At 60.7% G+C, this 17137-nt stretch carries 13 protein-coding genes and 1 pseudogene; 2 read left to right on the top strand and 12 right to left on the bottom strand.

Translation table 11 applies throughout. The features are described from left to right. Positions 1 to 123: 123 nt before the first annotated feature. The 6 genes from JQ863_RS12390 to JQ863_RS12365 form a co-directional block, all read right to left on the bottom strand. Complete coding sequence (locus JQ863_RS12390) at positions 124 to 1068, bottom strand: TniQ family protein (RefSeq protein ID WP_239113280.1); 945 nt, start codon at positions 1066 to 1068, stop codon at positions 124 to 126. 71 nt (positions 1069 to 1139) lie between these two features. After that, positions 1140 to 2018, bottom strand: a complete 879-nt coding sequence (locus JQ863_RS12385; RefSeq protein ID WP_204114539.1) for a TniB family NTP-binding protein — start codon at positions 2016 to 2018, stop codon at positions 1140 to 1142. Continuing rightward, the gene (locus JQ863_RS12380; RefSeq protein ID WP_204114538.1) at positions 2011 to 3657 is read right to left on the bottom strand and encodes a Mu transposase C-terminal domain-containing protein; all 1647 of its coding nucleotides are present in this window, start codon (positions 3655 to 3657) and stop codon (positions 2011 to 2013) included. Before JQ863_RS12380 ends, JQ863_RS12385 begins: the two co-directional genes overlap by 8 nt. A gap of 157 nt (positions 3658 to 3814) precedes the next feature. Further along, a complete protein-coding gene (locus JQ863_RS12375) occupies positions 3815 to 4870 on the bottom strand; it encodes a TniQ family protein (protein WP_204115151.1) in 1056 nt (351 codons plus the stop codon). After that, a complete protein-coding gene (locus JQ863_RS12370; protein ID WP_204114537.1) occupies positions 4870 to 5808 on the bottom strand; it encodes a TniB family NTP-binding protein in 939 nt (312 codons plus the stop codon). The genes JQ863_RS12375 and JQ863_RS12370 overlap by 1 nt, the downstream gene beginning before the upstream one ends. Continuing rightward, complete coding sequence (locus tag JQ863_RS12365; protein WP_204114536.1) at positions 5799 to 7442, bottom strand: Mu transposase C-terminal domain-containing protein; 1644 nt, start codon at positions 7440 to 7442, stop codon at positions 5799 to 5801. Before JQ863_RS12365 ends, JQ863_RS12370 begins: the two co-directional genes overlap by 10 nt. Before the next feature lie 123 nt (positions 7443 to 7565). On the opposite strand from JQ863_RS12365, the gene JQ863_RS12360 reads away from it, so the two are divergent. Continuing rightward, positions 7566 to 8705: a tyrosine-type recombinase/integrase gene (locus tag JQ863_RS12360; RefSeq protein WP_185959054.1), complete on the top strand. Its 1140-nt coding sequence runs from the start codon at positions 7566 to 7568 to the stop codon at positions 8703 to 8705. Between the two features lie 12 nt (positions 8706 to 8717). Here the strand turns inward: JQ863_RS12360 and repC are convergent, their stop codons facing one another. From repC to JQ863_RS12335, 5 genes are all read right to left on the bottom strand, one after another. Continuing rightward, positions 8718 to 9998, bottom strand: coding sequence for a plasmid replication protein RepC (gene repC, locus JQ863_RS12355; protein ID WP_204114535.1), 1281 nt, complete (start codon positions 9996 to 9998; stop codon positions 8718 to 8720). A 160-nt stretch (positions 9999 to 10158) separates the two neighbouring features. After that, positions 10159 to 11154, bottom strand: a complete 996-nt coding sequence (repB, locus tag JQ863_RS12350; protein WP_043755191.1) for a plasmid partitioning protein RepB — start codon at positions 11152 to 11154, stop codon at positions 10159 to 10161. Positions 11155 to 11257: 103 nt separating this feature from the next. Continuing rightward, a complete protein-coding gene (gene repA / locus JQ863_RS12345) occupies positions 11258 to 12469 on the bottom strand; it encodes a plasmid partitioning protein RepA (protein ID WP_142494387.1) in 1212 nt (403 codons plus the stop codon). 493 nt (positions 12470 to 12962) lie between these two features. After that, complete coding sequence (locus JQ863_RS12340) at positions 12963 to 13301, bottom strand: DUF736 domain-containing protein (protein WP_142494386.1); 339 nt, start codon at positions 13299 to 13301, stop codon at positions 12963 to 12965. 592 nt (positions 13302 to 13893) lie between these two features. Then, the gene (locus JQ863_RS12335; protein WP_204114534.1) at positions 13894 to 15279 is read right to left on the bottom strand and encodes a transposase; all 1386 of its coding nucleotides are present in this window, start codon (positions 15277 to 15279) and stop codon (positions 13894 to 13896) included. Between the two features lie 97 nt (positions 15280 to 15376). On the opposite strand from JQ863_RS12335, the gene JQ863_RS12330 reads away from it, so the two are divergent. Beyond that, a protein-coding gene (locus JQ863_RS12330) for an IS3 family transposase (protein WP_204114533.1) occupies positions 15377 to 16545 on the top strand; the annotation gives its coding sequence in 2 pieces (ribosomal slippage) (positions 15377 to 15641 and positions 15641 to 16545; 1170 coding nt in all). A gap of 35 nt (positions 16546 to 16580) precedes the next feature. On the opposite strand, the pseudogene JQ863_RS12325 reads toward JQ863_RS12330, so the two are convergent. Further along, positions 16581 to 17078 (bottom strand): annotated as a pseudogene (locus JQ863_RS12325) (IS21 family transposase); the annotation flags it as partial. Between the last annotated feature and the right edge of the window lie 59 nt (positions 17079 to 17137).

The raw sequence follows: 17137 nt of genomic DNA, 5'->3' as shown, positions 1-17137 counted from the left end.
CAATAAGTTTGCATTATCGTACTTTTCTGCGCTAGGCTCTGGATTATGAGCAAATCCCGCGAAAATTGTCGGATAGCCGGAATTCATGAGATTCAAGCACTTCCCTGAAAAGCGAGTCGGGGTTCATGAGATTCTGTACCGGTATTTATGAGACTGGATGAGTCGGTATTTGTGAGACTGGCGCTGTCTCGCGGCTTTTTCGGCAGTCTGGCGTGCTCTCTCGTCGCGCTCAGCGCGCCAGAACCGGGCCGAGATGCTGCGCCTCAACGAGAGAGGCCATGGGCTAATCGCCTGCCGGACCCGTCCATGCCCCTCCGCATCGCTCTCGAGCATGACTGAGATCGCCCATTTGACCGGATCCTCAATGATCCGCCCGACGCCGACCGTCAGCGCGAAACACTGCAAGAGCGAGCCCTGCGCCAGGGCGTGGAGACCCGGTCGCACCGGCTTGGCAAGCACTGGCGCCACCTGATCGTATTCGGGGACAACGACCGTCAGCGCCTGTCGGAGGATCGGCGTGGTCAAAAAATCATGATAGTCCCGGCGGTCTTTCAGAGACATTCGTGGCTGCTCGTCGACGTTCGGTGGCGAGGCGCGGCGATGCCGTGCGGTCAGAACCGTAAGCACCTCTGGCGCCGCCAAGGTCTCCTGCCCCGCGCCGCGCGCCCAGGCATCGAGATGCGCGGCACCGGCCTCGGCATGCCCTTCAAGTTTCTTGAAGCAATCCGCACCGAACCGGTCGGACAGGGTCTCGCCGGTGGCGTCCCGAAACTCCACACCATGCACCTTGCAGCGAAATCGCCACGGTAGCGCGGCGGCTTTGCGATGCAGGTCTTCGGGACAGTGCGGGCACGGAGACCGGTTCTTCCGCGCGATCATCAAGCGCGCCGCAGACCCCAACTCCCGGAAAGTCATGGCCTGCATCGCTTCGGGCGAAAGGCCGGTCCGAGCCGCGATCAGAGCCCCCTGCCCTTCCGAAAGACGCCATTCCAGGTCGAACACGTCGTGCCCCTTCAGGCCAAGCGCGGCGACGAACTCCGAAACCGTCATGGCATAGAACGGGGCCATGCGCGCGGCCCAGGAAGACAGCCGTTCGTCGGCCTCTGGGGCGTATACGACCGGCAGGCGCCCGCACCCCGTCACACCGGCTCTCCCAGGACCGCCTGCAACCGGTCGCCGCCCAGAATATCGCGCGAGAGGATGCGTTCCTCGCCACTTTCGATGGCGGCGATCGCCAGCTGCGACAAGATCGAAAAGATGCCCGAGGTGATGCCGCCAGTCACCTTGATCATCCGCGTGAGTGCCTTCTCGTCGATCTGGCTTTGGCGCCGAAGCGGCAGCGTGCGCGTGAGCGTGCTCATCAGTCCGTTCAGATCCTCGCCCTCGCGCCAAGGCGGCAACGCGAAGGCCTCGAAACGGCGCACCAGCTGATCATCAGTGCGCAGCGCGTTGCGAGCCTGCGCTGTACCAACACAGACCAGCGGGATGCGCAGCTCGTTGCCCAGAAAGCGCAGCATGTTCAGGAATCGTGCCTGTTCGCGGATCGTCCCCGCCTGCAGGCTGTGAATCTCGTCGATGACCAGCATCCCCGGACGCAATTCGGCGAGCAGACGCAAGGCCAGGCTTTCCAGCACAGACAGTGTCGCCCGCGGCGGCTCCGGGGCACCGATCGCCGCCAGGATCCGGCGGTAGAAGCGCGATTCATCAGGCCCAGACACCATCTGCACGGCGACAACCGGCATATGTAGCCGTCCGCTGGTCTCGTCGAAGCTCGATGCGTGATCGCGGGTGAACTTCTCGATGATCATCGTCTTGCCCATGCCGCTGTCACCAACAATGAGCAGGTTCGGCATGCGGGCGCGCTCGGGAAACGACATCAGCGTTTCCAGCTTCTCCAAGGCAGCCTCGGCCCTGGGATAGGAGATCCAGCGGTCGGCGCGAATCCGGTGAATGCGCTCCTCGGCGCTGAGCGCCGCGATCTTGCCGGCTCCTGGATAGAGATGCGGGAACTCAGTCATCGTCGTACCACTCCTCGACCTTGAAGCCGGGATGGCTGAGGAACGGGCTCCCCTCCCCTTCCGGCGCAGGCAGGGCATCTCGCGCGGCGGCATCCGGTGTCACATCGATCATCGGCAGAGGGGCCAGATGCGCCCGCCGCGCCTGGTGGCGCCGTATCGCCTTCGTCTGCCGCTCGGCGCTGTCGACGAGTTCGCGCTGCGCCTCGATCGTCCTGAAAATCAGTTCCTCATCTACCGACCGGCGCCCGGCCTCGCGCAAAGCGCGTCGCGCCGCGCGGTGTTCCCAGAGCGTGATCGCAGGCCGGGTCAGATCCGCCGGTCGGGCCTCGATGATCCCGTTCTCTGTCAGCACGAAGATGCGCGAAAGATCACGCGGGTCGTATTTGAGCGTGAACTTGCGGCTTTCCCGGCCCATCAGCCAGCGCAGCTCGTCCGCCCAGTAGCGGATGTGGAAGAGATGCAGACCGTCGCGCTGCAAAACCCGCTGCTCGGAGGGCAGAAAATCGACCAGGAACTGCCGTAGATCGACCGGCATGCGGGGCTTGGTCTCATCCGCCTGCGCCCCCCAAGCTGCTGACGGCGACTTTTCCAGCGCGCTGTGGACCCGGGGATGGTAGGAGCCGGTGATCTCGAGAGTGAGCCAGGTTTCCAGCTCTCCGAGAGTCATCACCGCCTCGGCCTCGGCGTCGAGATCGCCTCGCTCGAAAATGTTAGAGAAATGCGAGCCCGGCAGCAGGTGAATCGCGCCCATCATCGTGCCGATAAGGCGCTCGATATGGCCGCCATAGCGCGGCGTTCCCGGTGGTCTGTGCCGCAGGTCGATCTGATATTCGGAACAGGCCCGCTCGAAGGCCCGCGCGTGGAACTCCGCGCCATTATCCACGTAAATCGCGTTCGGGATACCCTGCGCAGCCCAATCCGTGCTGATACCTCGTGCAGTGAGCCAATGCGACTTGTCCATCACCGCATGGGTCAGGCACAGCGCAACAGCCAGAAGCGATGGCGGCTCCAGCGACAGATGAAACCCCAAAACCATGCGGGTGTTCACATCGATTGCCACGGTCAGCGTCGGACGACCGAGCGGGCGACGCGTCACCGGGTCGACCACTGTCACATCGGCCTTAGTATGGTCGATCTGGACGATATCGAGAGGGCTGTCTGCAGTAAGGCCTCCCGGCGTGGCCAGATGGCGTCGCTCGGCCTTGTCCTTGCCTTCACGCCGGGCCATCAGCTTTGCCTGATCGTGCCCCTCCAGCCAGCGGCCCAAACGCCGGATCGAGGGTGGAGCCAACCCTTGCGCCTGACAATCGGCAGCGATCTCCCGCCAGAACCGCGTCCTGGTGGGCTTGCGGCGGGTGGCATAGAAAACCCTGAAATGGTGGGACACGATCGCTTCCACCGCCGGGTCCAAGGGCTGCATGCCCGGTTTGGGCCCCCGGGTATCCCGTAGCAGTGCACTGGTCCGCCCGTCTTCGCGAAACTGCTTCACCAGACGAAAGAGCGTGGATCGGCTGACATTCAACTGGCGCATGGCCCAGTCGACATTGCCCTGAGTGAGCCGGACCGGCAGCTCCGCGATCACTTGCGCGCGGCGCTCGGCCTCTTCCCAATCCTTGTCAGCTGGAAATTTATCGGACATAACTTATTCAGTGCATGGATGCCGGATAGTCTCACCAATGGTGACTCAAATCGGCGTCCAGTATCATATACCCTGAATCAGTCTCAGAAATGCGACACAGGTAAGTCATTGAAAACAAATGGACCGCAGTCTCAGAAACTCCGGCAGACCGACAGTTTCATGGGTGGATTCGGCCGAAATCGCCTCTCACGTCGAGGAAATTTCCATCTAACCGGTGGACAGGCCTCTTGCTCAACCTGTGGACTCGTTCCGCCCCAGCGCCAATACCACGCTTTCCTTTGCCGCCCCGTAGGTTTCGCCCATCCGTGAGCCACGGCAATGGGGCGGCACGCCGGAACAGGACGAGGGCAGCCTCCGGCAGGACCGCGCCGGGCACCAGATCTGCTCCAAAGAGATCATGCAACATCACCAGCGTCAGAGCCCGCCAGCGCACTGATAGGTGCTGAAGAGGCGCAGGCCGACCGACGGCCGCACGGGCCTCGTAGGGACAATTCCAACCCGGTTCATCGTACCAGAGTGCGAGGACGGGTCGGGCCGCCCCGTCGCGATCGAGCGGCGCCCAAATAGTGCGAATTGCATATTCGAGTCGATCGAGACGGCCTGCGTCCCCTCTGACGATTTCGCTGATCTGGCGTTGGAGCTCAAGAACTCCCGCAGCGAAATCAGCCTTCCAAGGGTCCTCTGTCTCCCCTCCCCCGCCGCTCAGAACGGCATGGCACTTGCGACAGAAGGGGCGCAGCATGCCATTCAGCATGTGAAGGGAAAGCTTCAGGCGGCCGAGACAGGCATGGCAGCGGTCCAGGAGCATCGTTCGGTGCGACTGGCAAACCACCTGCTCCGCCAATCGCCAATGCCCCCGCAGATAGGCATCGCGACCGGCAGCGACATCCGCATCGAAACAGGCAAGACAGACCGGCACTGTCTCGGTCAGAGACCAGTCCAGAGGCCGAGCAGGATATCGGGAAGCCAGTGACCTGCGAAGAAGCCGTTCCGGATCGATCCTGCAGGCCTTCGCCCAAAGCCTGAGCAGCCCCAAATCCGGCGCCACATCGTCAACCTGCCGCGCGCCTGCGTCCCTACCCCCCTGCCCCGCCAGGTATACCATCAGCTCAAGGGGCTCCGCCCCGTAGCGCGCGGCAACCCGCGCCACCCAGGACGAAAGCAGTTCGTCGCGGAACGGACGCGGCGCGACGGGCAGTCTGGCCGGCACCATCATGCGACGACCCGTTGCTGCACGGGCTTCCCCCGCCGCCGAGCGGTCTGGGTCATCGAGACCAGCGGCAGCACCAGATTGTCGTCAAAACTATCCGCGTCGAGGCGCTCCTTACCCGACTGGACCGCATCTTCCGCCGCCGTCTCTATCAGGCGGAAGATGCGCGCCGTCACACCGGAGGTCAGCTTGTGAATCCGTTCTCTGGCCTCCCCGCTGATCAGATCGGATGCCTCACGCAAGGGCAGGATGCGTTCGAAACTTTTCAGGAGCCCGGCGAAGGCGGCATCGTTCTGCCAGGGCTTGAGATAGAACGCCTCAAAGCGCTCGGCCAGTTGTGCATCGGTCAACAGTGCCTGCCGAGCCAGGTCCGTTCCGGCACAAACCAGTGGAATCCGAAGGTCATTGGCCAGAAATCGGATCGCATTGAGAAAGATGCGTTGCTGCCGGAAGGTACCGGCAAGCATCCCGTTCACCTCGTCGAGAATGATCATCTTCGCCCCCACGGTCCGCAGCAGCGACCGGCAGATATCCTTCTCGCGGGCGAGCGTGCCACCTGTCATCGCCGGTACGCCCATGCTGGCCAGAAGTTCGCGGTAAAGATCGCGTTCGATGGGTTCGGATGGCACCTGCGCAACAACCACCGGGCGGTGGTCAACGCCGGTGATCTGGTTGAACTTCGGCGGGTGGTTGCGTTCAAACTTGCGGACGATCTTGGTCTTACCCATGCCGGTGTCACCGTAGATCAGCAGGCATGGCATCCGGTCACGCGGTGGATAGGTCAGCAGGTTCTCCAGACGTGCCAGAGCAGCCCCTGACTGATCGAAACCGATCCAGCGGTCGGCCCGGATCCAGGCGATGCGCTCATCATCCGGCAGCGCCGCGAACCGGCGGTAGGCCGGATCGAGATGAGCAATTTCGCGGCCTTCGGTCACGACCATTCCTCAACCTCGAAGCCCGGGTGGTCCCTGAGCACGTTCTCGCTTTCCTGGGGCACCGGGTCGGAATCCTCAGCCTCGTAGGCCCCTACCCCATCAAGCGCTCGGTCCCGTCGCTCGGAAAACCGCCTGGCTTCCCGTGTCCTTAAGCTGGCCGCATCAACAAGGGCGCGCTGTTCCTCGATCACCGCGAATATGAGGTCTTCGTCCTCGAGCGCGCGCCCACGCTCGCGCAAAATCGCCTGCGCACGACGATGCTCCGCAAGGGTGATCGACGGATGGCGCAGGTCCGCAAACCGCACAGCATAGCGCTGACCCTCAGGGCTCCGGACAAAGACCGTGGAGAGGTCGCGAGGATCGTAGGACACGCGCAATTGCCGGTCCTGCCGACCCGCCCAGAGGCTCAGGACATCGTCCCAATACCGCAGGCCGAAGAGATGGATGCCATCGCGGCGTACCATGCGTTCCGTGCTCGGCAGGAAGTCGATCCGGAACCCTTCGGGATCGTAAGGCTGGCGCAATGGTGCCTCGCGCCGCCCATAGGCCTCGTTCCAGGCCGCGACTGGCGGAATGCCGAGCGAGCGGTGCCGTTCGGCATGATAACGGGTGATTTCCAGCGCCAACCAGTGCTCCAGCTCGTCGAGCGTCATCGCCGACTTGCCCACGGAATCATAGTCGCCGCGGTCCTTGATGCTGCTGAAGGTCGATCCCGGCAGCAGGTGGACCGCCCCCATCATCGTGCCGATCAGCCGCTCGATGTGACCGCCGTAATGTGGCGCCCCGATCGGCCGATACTGCAACGAAATCCCGTGCTCCTCGGCGCCCCGCTTCATCGCTTTTGAGCGGAACTCCTTGGCATTGTCGACGTGAATGGTCTCCGGCAATCCCTCGGCGGGCCAGTCTGCGTCGATCCCCAAGCTCTCCAGCCAGTCGAATTTGGGCTGCACCAAGTGCTGAATGGCCAGTGCAACCGACAAGGCTGATGGCGGCTCCAGCGTCAGATAGAACCCTGCCACCATGCGGCTGGCGACGTCGATAGCAAGGGTCAGCCAGGGCCGTTGCAAAGGCTTCCGATGAACCCGGTCCACGACGATGACGTCCACCAACGTGTGGTCGATCTGAACCACCTCATAGGCCCGTTCGACCTGATAGCTGCCTGACACCGGGTGATGGCGCTGGCGAGAGGCCTTAGCGCCCTCACGCGCCGCCATGAGTTCCGCCGGATCTATCGCCGCCACACGGTCCCGCAGCGTGGTCCAGCACGGGGGACGCAAACCCCTCTGACTGCACCGCCTGCGCACCTCCTTTTGCAGGGCGTTGATGCTCGGCTTCTGGAGGGACTTGTAGAACTCCTCGATCGCCCCCGAAATCACCGCTTCGATCTCGTCAGGCAGCCGGCGGCTGCCCGTCGGTGTCCCAACCTGAGCCGCCAGCAACGAACTGGCGACCGGGCGCGCCTTGTACGCTGAGATCAATTCGTACAGGCGAGAGCGCTTGAGACCAAGATCGCGGCAGGCCTTCAGGAATTCGGCACGGTTCGGTGACGCGTTGCTTGCAAGGCGGCGGATCACAGCTTCTCGCGCGACCGCCTGTTCCCATGCTGCATCGTCGACGGCGTTGATGTCTGATCGATCCACCGTGGCCAAACCCGGAAAATAAGTGTCTTATGTCCGATAATGAAACTATAGTCCGGGAATGAAACAAGAACATGAACGCAATGATATCAATACGTTAGTGTCCACTCATGGAACAAGAACGACATGAATAGTCTCACAAATAGCAGCACCAAAATCGAGAAATCTGACACGCCTGAGGCTGAGACTTCGAGCTCGGCGTCCCATGATGCGCCTAACGGGAACGAGCGAGACGAGAAAGTCACTCTGGACGGGGCCTCAATCGCCCTGCCCTCTCATGTTGCCGGGTCCGGCACCCTCGATCGCTTGGTTGAGAACGCCCGCGACTATGCCAAGGCCTCGACCGCCGAGAACACCAACAAGGCCTATGCCGCCGACTGGAAGCATTTTGCGCGCTGGTGCAGGCTGAAAGGAACGGACCCGCTGCCTCCATCACCGGAAATGATCGGCCTCTACCTGACTGACTTGGCCGCGCCGACAGGCCCCTCCCCTGCTCTTTCCGTCAGTACGATAGACCGCCGCCTGTCCGGACTTGCCTGGAACTACGCGCAGCGTGGGTTCCCTTTGGATCGAAAAGACCGCCACATCGCCACCGTCCTGGCTGGGATCAAGCGCAAACATGCCCGCCCCCCGGTTCAGAAGGAAGCGATCCTGCCCGAAGACATTCTCGCCATGGTGGCTACTTTGGGCTTCGATCTACGCGGGCTGCGCGACCGGGCCATCTTGCTCCTAGGATACGCGGGGGGTCTCAGACGCTCCGAAATCGTCAGCCTCGATCACGGCAAAGATGTCACCCCCGACAGCGGCGGCTGGGTCGAGATCCTCGAGGACGGAGCGGTCCTGACGCTGAACGCCAAGACCGGCTGGCGCGAGGTTGAGATTGGCCGCGGGTCAACGGACCAGACCTGCCCCGTCCACGCGCTCGAGCGATGGTTGCACTTCGCAAAGATCGACTTCGGTCCGGTCTTCGTCGGCACCTCCCGTGATGGTAAGAAGGCTCTGGAGACGCGACTGAACGACAAACACGTCGCCCGTCTGATCAAGCGCACGGTCCTGGACGCAGGCATTCGATCCGAGCTACCCGAGAAAGAGCGCCTAGCGCTGTTCTCCGGACACTCGCTGCGCGCCGGCCTCGCCAGCTCAGCCGAAGTTGATGAACGCTACGTCCAGAAACAGCTCGGACACGCCTCGGCCGAGATGACCCGGCGCTACCAGCGCCGTCGCGACCGGTTCCGGGTGAACCTGACCAAAGCCGCCGGTCTCTGACCCCCTGCCCTATCACGCCGCCTGCCCGCTGAGCCTGCCATAGAAGCTGCGCTCGAGGTGCAACTCCCCTGCCCCGGCTTTCTCGACCATGCCGCGCAGATATCCGCCCGGCGAGGAAACCTCCCCTGTGCTGTGTTTCTCGAAGACAAGCGCAAATGCTGCCGTTGCCACTTGAGTGCCCATTCTGTCCTGCGCCGCGTTCCAGGCATGCTCCGAGATCCCGATCATTGGCCTAAGTTGCCCCGCAACCCGATGCAGATCGCCCCAATCCTTCAGGAATCCACCTAGATTGCGCGCCCAGGATGCGAATTCCGGACAGGCCTGCATGATTGTCGGAAGATCGAGCGCCGTCCGTTTCTTGCGCACTTCGGCCACCCAGTCTTCCAGCTCCTTATCAACCCGATCCTCGGTGTGAGCATTGGGTACCACGGCCGCCGCTTCCTCTTTTTCAGAGGAATTACGAGTTACAGGATCAAGTTGGTTTGTAATTAGTATATGAGGGTCAGAAATGGCCTCCCTGGGGTTCATTTTTTGAGTCTTTTCGAAGACTTGTGCCTTGGTTTCAGGCGTGTTTTCCACAGGCTGGACACCCTCCGTTGCCTTGAGATAGGCCGCCTCGACACGCTCCTGGAGCTCCTTGAACCATGTTAGCAGCCGCACAAGCTGTTCTGAGGTTTCATGGCGGCGCGGAAGCCGGTCCAGAAGCTCCTCGAAGAGACCCGTGAATTGAGTCCAGGGCCCTCGTAGCGCGCTGCTGACGGCCGCCTCGATCCGCGCGCGGATCATACGGCGTGCAACCGTGATCTGGCGCTTCAGGCGCTGACAGAGCTCGCGCTCGGCCTGCAAATCGGTATGAAGCTCCTCGAACTCCTCGACTCGCGCCGACAGCGGCGACAAATCAAAGCCATAGGCCTCGACGATGCGCCCCTCGGCGTCCCTGCGGCCCCATCGCTTGCCGTTTGGGCTGTCCTGGAAGGAGATCACGCCGATCTCGGCCAGCCGTCGCGCATGGCGTTTCAGCGCGGACAGCGAGAACCCGGTCTGCTCCATCAGATAGGCGTTTGACGCCCAGACGATCGGGCGCTGCCCCTCCTCCCAGTCCTGGGCTTGGGTAAACGCTCCGAGCGTGTCGAGGAGCATCATGTCTCCGGCCTTGAGGCCAATGTAGGCCCCCACCCGCTTCACTGCCACGAAGGCTCGTGTTTTGGGTACAGCTACCTGTTCACCGGCTTGGGCAAGTTGCTCTGCAATGCCAAGACCCGGTGTCGGCTTGCGCCAACCTGTATGTTCCATGCCTGTTTCTCACCTCCAGTTATGTGGAGGCAAAAGAAAGCCGTTCGCCGAAGTGGCGTTCTTGTTGACAGTGATTCGCGGGAGAGATATCTTCTAAGCGACCAAACTTTTCAGATTAGCTCTCAGGCCACGCTGCTTGGGGGCTTTTCTTTTGCCTAGATCATTGTTCTGACTGCTCCTCTTTCGTCGCGAGGAATTCACTGTACAGCTGATCGAGCCGGCCCGAGAGAAAGTCCCCGAACTCGGTCGAGTCTTGCGCCGTGAGTGAAATGCTGAATGCCTTTCCGGATCGGCCGATGACGCCTTTGATGCGGCCTTTGCCGGCGGTCCAAGTACGTTTCTTGGGCGTGGCACGCGTTTTTCGGCTTTTCGGCGCCCTGCCCGCTTCTGCTAGCTTGCTGTGCAGGAACTCGAAGCGTGCATCGCTATCGAGACCCTGAAAACCGTCGAACTCCAAAGCTCCTTTGAGGATCTTCTCATTCTTGGGCTCCGAGGCCAACTTCTTGAAATCCTCCCAACGATCACGCCCGATCTGCTTGGCTGGGCCAATCTGTTCGATGACGTTCCGCGGGACGTTCTGCGCCACTGAAAGCATGCGCGAAAGCAAAGTACCGTCAATGGTCAGGGCGGACTGGATCACGTCCTTTGCTTGCCCCATATCCAAAAGGCTCTTCGCAAATAGGGCCTTCTCAATAAATGAGAGATCTGCGCGCGCAGTGTTCTCCTGCCCTTGAGCAAGAATGTGGGCCACGTCGTCCATCGGCTTTACAACTGCGCGAACCTTACGGCCGAGCGCCGATGCAACTCGCACACGGCGATGCCCGAAGACGATCATGTAGCGACCATCTGCTTCTGGATGCGGTCGAAGCAATACCGGTGTGTCCTGGCGACCGGCCGCGATCGATGCTTTCAGTTCGTTGAACGCAATATCGTCATCACTAAGCCGATCCGAGACGAATGACACATCGATCAATTGCGGATCGATCTCGACAATGGTCTCGCCTTCAAGAAGACGCTTCGAGTTCTCCGCAAGGCTATCAATCGAAACCTTCATCGATTTCGAAGCACCGCGCATTGCGTATCCAGAGCGACCGGAATCCTTGGGCTGCTCCGGCGAGCCGGCCATGACGCTCTTCAGGAGGTCTTTGCGCGCCATCAAGCCATCTCCTTTTCGTCAGAATCCAACCTACGCGCTGCGCGCATTTCGACAGTTGCACGGCTGTCAAAACTGGCTCTCTGCACGGCTGTCAAAACCTCATTCATTCACGCCCCCAAGCCTTGTGGATCAGTTCGGCGATCTCGTCGTTCACATCATTCAACGAAGTCACTGCACGGTCGTAAGTAGTCCGCACGAACTGAGACCGCTCAACTTCGTAAAGCGTCTGTTTGGTGATCCCAGCGTCGGAGATCGCCGTAGATTTTAGCACAGGAGCCGACAGCATCTGATTTGGAAACATCGCCTGGAGGAACCCAACCATCTGCTTCTGGGGGCCGTCCGTTGGTTCAAATCGCGTTACAAGGTAACGGAACCACTTCAGGCGCATGTTCGCTCCAGCGTCACGGATCGTCTTCATGATCCCGCCCAGCATCAGGAGAAATTGGCTCATCGACATGACGTCCAGCATCTGAGGATGGACCGTCACAATGACCGAGGAAGAAGCCGTGAGAGCAGTGAGTGTGAGGTAGCCCAGCTGAGGAGGGCAATCGATCACAACCACGTCATAGCGGTCATCAACCTCGCTAAGCGCCTTCGATATACGAGTGAAGAAGGTACGGCCCTCATGGGGATCGCTACTCGTCAAAGCAACAGGGGTATCGTATTCGTACTCTTGAAGCTCGAGACTTGCCGGAACGATATCTAGGTTGGGAAAATTTGTTGGCCGGATCACCTCTGTGATCGGCTTGCGCTCGTCATCATACCGAAGTGTCTCGTAGAGCGAAGGCACGTTGTCGAGTTCAGGCTGAATGCCGTGCAAAGCTGTGAACGACGCTTGAGGGTCCAAGTCGATCGCAAGAACTCGATGCCCTTTCAACGCCAAGTGCTGCGCGAGGTGAGCGGAGGTAGTGGTCTTTCCCGAGCCCCCTTTGAAGTTCACGACAGACACGACGTGCAGTTCTTCGCCAGGTTGCCGATAGGGGACATAACGGCGTTTTCCGGGGCGGCCATGCTTGTCGAGATAAGCTCTCAGTTCCAGCATCTGCTCGGCCGAGTAGCTGCGCCTCCCGGACGACGATGTTTCAGGTTCAGGACCTTTGCCTTCGAGATGAAGCTTCTTAATGGTCGACTGCGTCACGCCGAGATAGTAGGCAACCTCGGCCAATGAAAACTGACGTAGACCTTTTTGAGCGTCGGGAGGATACTGTTCCTGACGCAACATATTGAGGCGGTCGGAAATCAACTCTCCTTGCTGTAGGATGATCTCGTCGAAGGATTGATCCTTCGTATCAGCCGTAAAAGACCGTTCTCGCATCTGCCTGCCCTCTAAATATCGCTTTTTCGGCGATTTCGCTCTTTAAACTGTCATCTACACGGAAAAATGAGTCTTAACAACGATTTTCACCCGATGGCTCGAACTCCACCGAGACACCTGCCGGCATAGATGTTCCGACAAATTGTAGTGATCGCGGAAGATGGCCGCCCAATATATGGGAACTTTTTCGACATCAGCAGATCAGAAGTTGACCTAGACTTCGCGTCTCTCCCGTCGCAATTATTTGTTTTTATTGCCTTTTCTATCTTTGCACGGCTGTCAAAACGGAACCAACTCGAGGCATAGACGCGCCTGTGCAAGCCGGAAAACCAAGACAAGGAAGCAGTATGTGTCAGCACGAACTTGGATCCGATCTGCAATCATTTACTTCGGCCAAGCGTATCCACCAGGGTACTCTAAAACATAAGCAAGTCTTACCAGAGGGAAGATAAACAGCGGGAATCGGCTGGGTAGCCCCAGCCGATTCTATGCTTCACGCTGCGTCTTTGGGACCCCAGGGGATGACGGCCTGCAGGGACAGATCGTCCTGGTTCGCGGCCTTGCCGAGGTTGGCGTTGAAGCCGTGGTCGCGGATGGTCAGCGTGAAGTAGTCGGCGCCGGTCTCCTTGTTCTGCTTCTTCCAGATGCCGCCGCACTCAACCAGCTTGCCGCGCGGGGAGCGGCCGAGGACGCGGTGCGCGGGGGCCAAAGGGTTCGTGCTCGCGACGGGTTCGACCGTGATGTCGAGATCGAAGGTCAGGGTCGAGATGGAGCCGACGCCCTTTGCGGTTTCGATGTCGGCGCTGGTGAATTTGATGCAGCTCGTGGTCATAGCTCTTCTCCTTGTTTGTGTAGCAATGATGGTCACCTGGCAGCTGGCCAAGGCCCGGCCAGACCGAAGGCGAAGCGTGAGCGGAGAGGGGCAGGCGCCGGTCTTTTTGGTCCGTGAGGAATGGCCCACCCCTGTTCTTTGGCGGGTTAGGGGGAAAAGATCGGCGGCGACCTTTGTGGACGGGACGACAGCTGCGACCAGCATGTCATGCAACTCAGACAAAGGGAGAAGAGCGGTAGCCGCGAAGGAAGGTAGGTGAACTGCCGAGGGAGATGCCGCCGATTGGCGATCTGGTGAAAAGCTGAGATATTAGCCCTGAGGTGCCGACAGGTCACACTCTCGGAAACACGAAAACCAACCTCAGCGCAGCGCCCCGGGCTAAATGACCGAAGATGTGGGGCTATTAGCAATCGGGAAGAAGCCATAGGGCAGGGTACCGGTCAGGAGAAAATGCCCGTTGAAGACCCTCAGCTCCGAAACGGCCATTAAGTTACCGTGCAGCTAATGGCGGCAACGAGCCGATTCTGTGGAAAAACAACTGTTTGCCTGCGCAGAAAGTGGCGGCCTGAAGAGCGCACAAAGACCTTTCCTTTCAGGCTGTGCGCGTTTTCTGCGGTGCAGGAAAGATCTTTGCCAGTTTCCGGAGGTTCTGGGCGGTTGCGGCGAGCAGGAATTCGTCATTTGCGCCGCATGGGCCACGTAGTCGGAGCCGTCCCAGGCCGAGGATGCGCTTGAGGTGCGCGAAGAGCATCTCGACCTTTTTGCGCAGCTTCATGGAGATGTCGTATTGCTTGGTCTTCGCGATGTCTCGGGCAATCTGACGGGCGTCTTCGTGTTCTTCGCGGGTGATCGATCTGGCATCTGCCTGCGGGCAGCATTTCGCCTTGGAGGGGCAGGCTTGGCAGGTCAGTTTCAGGGCACGGTATTTGGTTCTGCCCTTTCCGGTCGGCACCCGGTTCGGGTCGGAGTAGTTCCGACGGAATTGCTTCAACTCGTGGCCCTCGGGGCAGATGTATTGGTCGTTCTCGGCGTCCCACTCGAAGTCCGCCCGGCTCCATGTGCCGTCGGTACGTCCGGACTTGTCGAAGACCGGGATGTGCGGTGCGATCTTGCGCTCGACCAGCCAGCCCAGCATTGGCCCGGTGCCATACGCGGTGTCGGCGATCAGGCGTTCGGGATGCAGGTCGAACTTGGCCTTTACCCGATCCAGCATGGTCTTGGTCGAGCCGACCTCGGCTTGGCGGATAGATCTGGTGGCCTCCACATCCACGATCACGCCGTGATCCGTGTCGATTAGGTAGTTGTCGGAATAGCTGAAGAATGCCGGCCCTTTGCGCGCCGCCGTCCACTGGCTGGCCGGGTCGGAATGCGACGTGAACTTGGGCGTGACCTCGGTGGCCGCGCCGAAGGCGGCCTCATCCAGCGTGTCGAGATACTCGCGAACCGCGCGGGGCGCATCGACTGGGTTGATCCGCGCCGCGTCCCAGTCCTCCTTCGGTGTCGAGTTCTGCTTGTTCGCGTCTGCTTCAATGAGACTGGCATCTACCGCCATGCGCTGGCCGCTGACCAGGCCCTCTTCGATGCACCGCGCGACGGTCGTCTCGAACAGGTGGCGCAGCAGTTCGCTGTCACGGAACCGGCCATGGCGGTTCTTGGAGAAGGTGGAGTGGTCCGGGACCCGGTCACTCAGATCAAGGCGGCAGAACCAGCGGTATGCCAAGTTTAGATGCACCTCATCGCACAGCCGCCGTTCCGACCGGATGCCGAAGCAATAGCCAACCAGCAGCATCCGGATCAGCAGTTCGGGATCGACGGAAGGACGGCCGGTGTGGCTGTAGAAATCAGCGAGGTAAGCACGGATCGCGGACAGATCCACGAACCGGTCGATGGATCGAAGCAGGTGGTCTCGCGGGACGTGATCATCAAGCGAGAACTCGTAGAACAGCGCCGGTTGCGCCTCCTGCCTTGGTCCCATCATCGCCAATCCTCCCACCCATTGGCAGAATTGAATGGCCTGCCCCCTGAAAAGTGGTCCTCCCTGAAGTAGGCTTTCGAGCCAGATGGAGGATCAAGGAATGCCCCAGAAGAAGCATAAGCCCGAGGAGATTGTCGTGAAGCTCCGGCAGGTCGATGTGTTGGTATCGCAGGGCCGGTCGGTGGCCGAGGCGGTGCGATCGATTGGAGTGACGCAGTTCACCTACTATCGGTGGCGCAAGGAGTTTGGCGGCTTGAAGACCGACCAGGTGAAGCGGCTGAAGGTGCTTGAGAAGGAGAACGAGCGTCTCCGGAAGGCGGTCTCTGACCTGACGCTCGAGAAGCTGATCTTGGCTGAGGCTGCCAGGGGAAACTTCTGAGCCCCGCCCGCCGCCGTGCTTGCATTGAGCATATCAGGAAGAAGTTCCGGGTCTCGGAACGCCTCGCCTGCCGCGTGCTCGGGCAACATCGCTCGACCCAGAGAAAGGTGCCGCAAGGTCGGGCCGATGAAGAAGTCCTGACGGCGGACATCATCGCGCTCGCGTCGCAATACGGGCGCTACGGATACCGCCGGATCACAGCCCTGCTGCGTGAAGCCGGTTGGGCGGTAAACGTGAAGCGGGTCGAGCGGATATGGCGGCGGGAGGGGCTGAAGGTTCCCCAGAAGCAACCGAAGAAGTCGCGGCTCTGGCTCAACGACGGGTCCTGCATCCGTCTGCGGCCCGAGCGCCCTAACCACGTCTGGTCCTACGACTTCGTCGAGAGCCGGACCCACGATGGAAGGAAGTTCCGGATGCTCAACCTGATCGACGAGTTCACCCGGGAGTGCCTGGCGATCCGGATCGATCGGAAGCTCCGATCGACCGACGTCATCGACATGCTGTCAGACCTGTTCATCCTGCGGGGCGTGCCCGATCACATACGATCCGACAACGGCCCAGAGTTCGTGGCGAAGGCAGTGCGGGACTGGATCGCCGCCGTCGGCGCGAAGACCGCCTACATCGAGCCCGGCAGCCCTTGGGAGAACGGCTACTGCGAGAGCTTCAACGCAAGGCTCCGCGACGAGCTGCTCAACGGCGAGATCTTCTACAGCTTGGCCGAGGCGAAGATCATCATCGAGAGCTGGCGCCGGCATTACAACACAAGGCGCCCACACTCATCTCTGGGCTACAAACCGCCAGCTCCTGTGGTCGTCTTGTGGCCGGCTTCGCCACCCGGAACCGCTTCGCCGGCCACGCCAGCCCTAGCACCAAGACCCGTTATGCACTAAGACTGAAACCGGACCACTCGATCGGGGCAGGCCACCCGCACGAACAGAATCCGGCTGTGGCAGAGGCGAACGTGGGCGACCTTCACGGTGATTGTCACGCCGTCGATCACCACGATCTCGTGGCTCCAGTCAAACTGGTAGGCTTCCCCCGGATCGAAGCTTAGCGGCACATAGGCCGCGGCAGATGCCACCTCTTCCTCCTTGGACCAGGAGGCCGCGTATCGCCGGACGGCATCATAGCCGCCATCATAACCTCGGGCCCGAAGTTCTTCCAAGATCCGAATGCGGGTCAGTCGCTCGCGCTTGGGCTTCCGCGCATTCACCGCCAGCATCTCGTCCAGCATGTCTTTCCAGGGCCCGATCTTCGGCTGCGGCTGAATGGTTCGCTCATAGGTGAGCTCCGTCGCACCCGACCGGATCACCTTGCGCACCGTGTTCCGAGATACCCGCAGCTCACGGCAGATCTGCTTGATCGACTTCTTGTCCTGAAAATACGCCCGCCGGATCTTCGCTATCGTCTCCACGACCAACATCCCACACTGCGCTCCCCGATGACCTCGGGGGCATCATCCACATCATTGTAAGGGGGTCA

The sequence above is a fragment of the Shimia biformata genome (assembly GCF_016888515.1).
Classification (GTDB): Bacteria; Pseudomonadota; Alphaproteobacteria; order Rhodobacterales; family Rhodobacteraceae; genus Shimia_A; species Shimia_A biformata.
The sequence above is the reverse complement of the archived record's forward strand: the minus strand, read 5'-3'. Positions and strand labels throughout refer to the sequence as shown.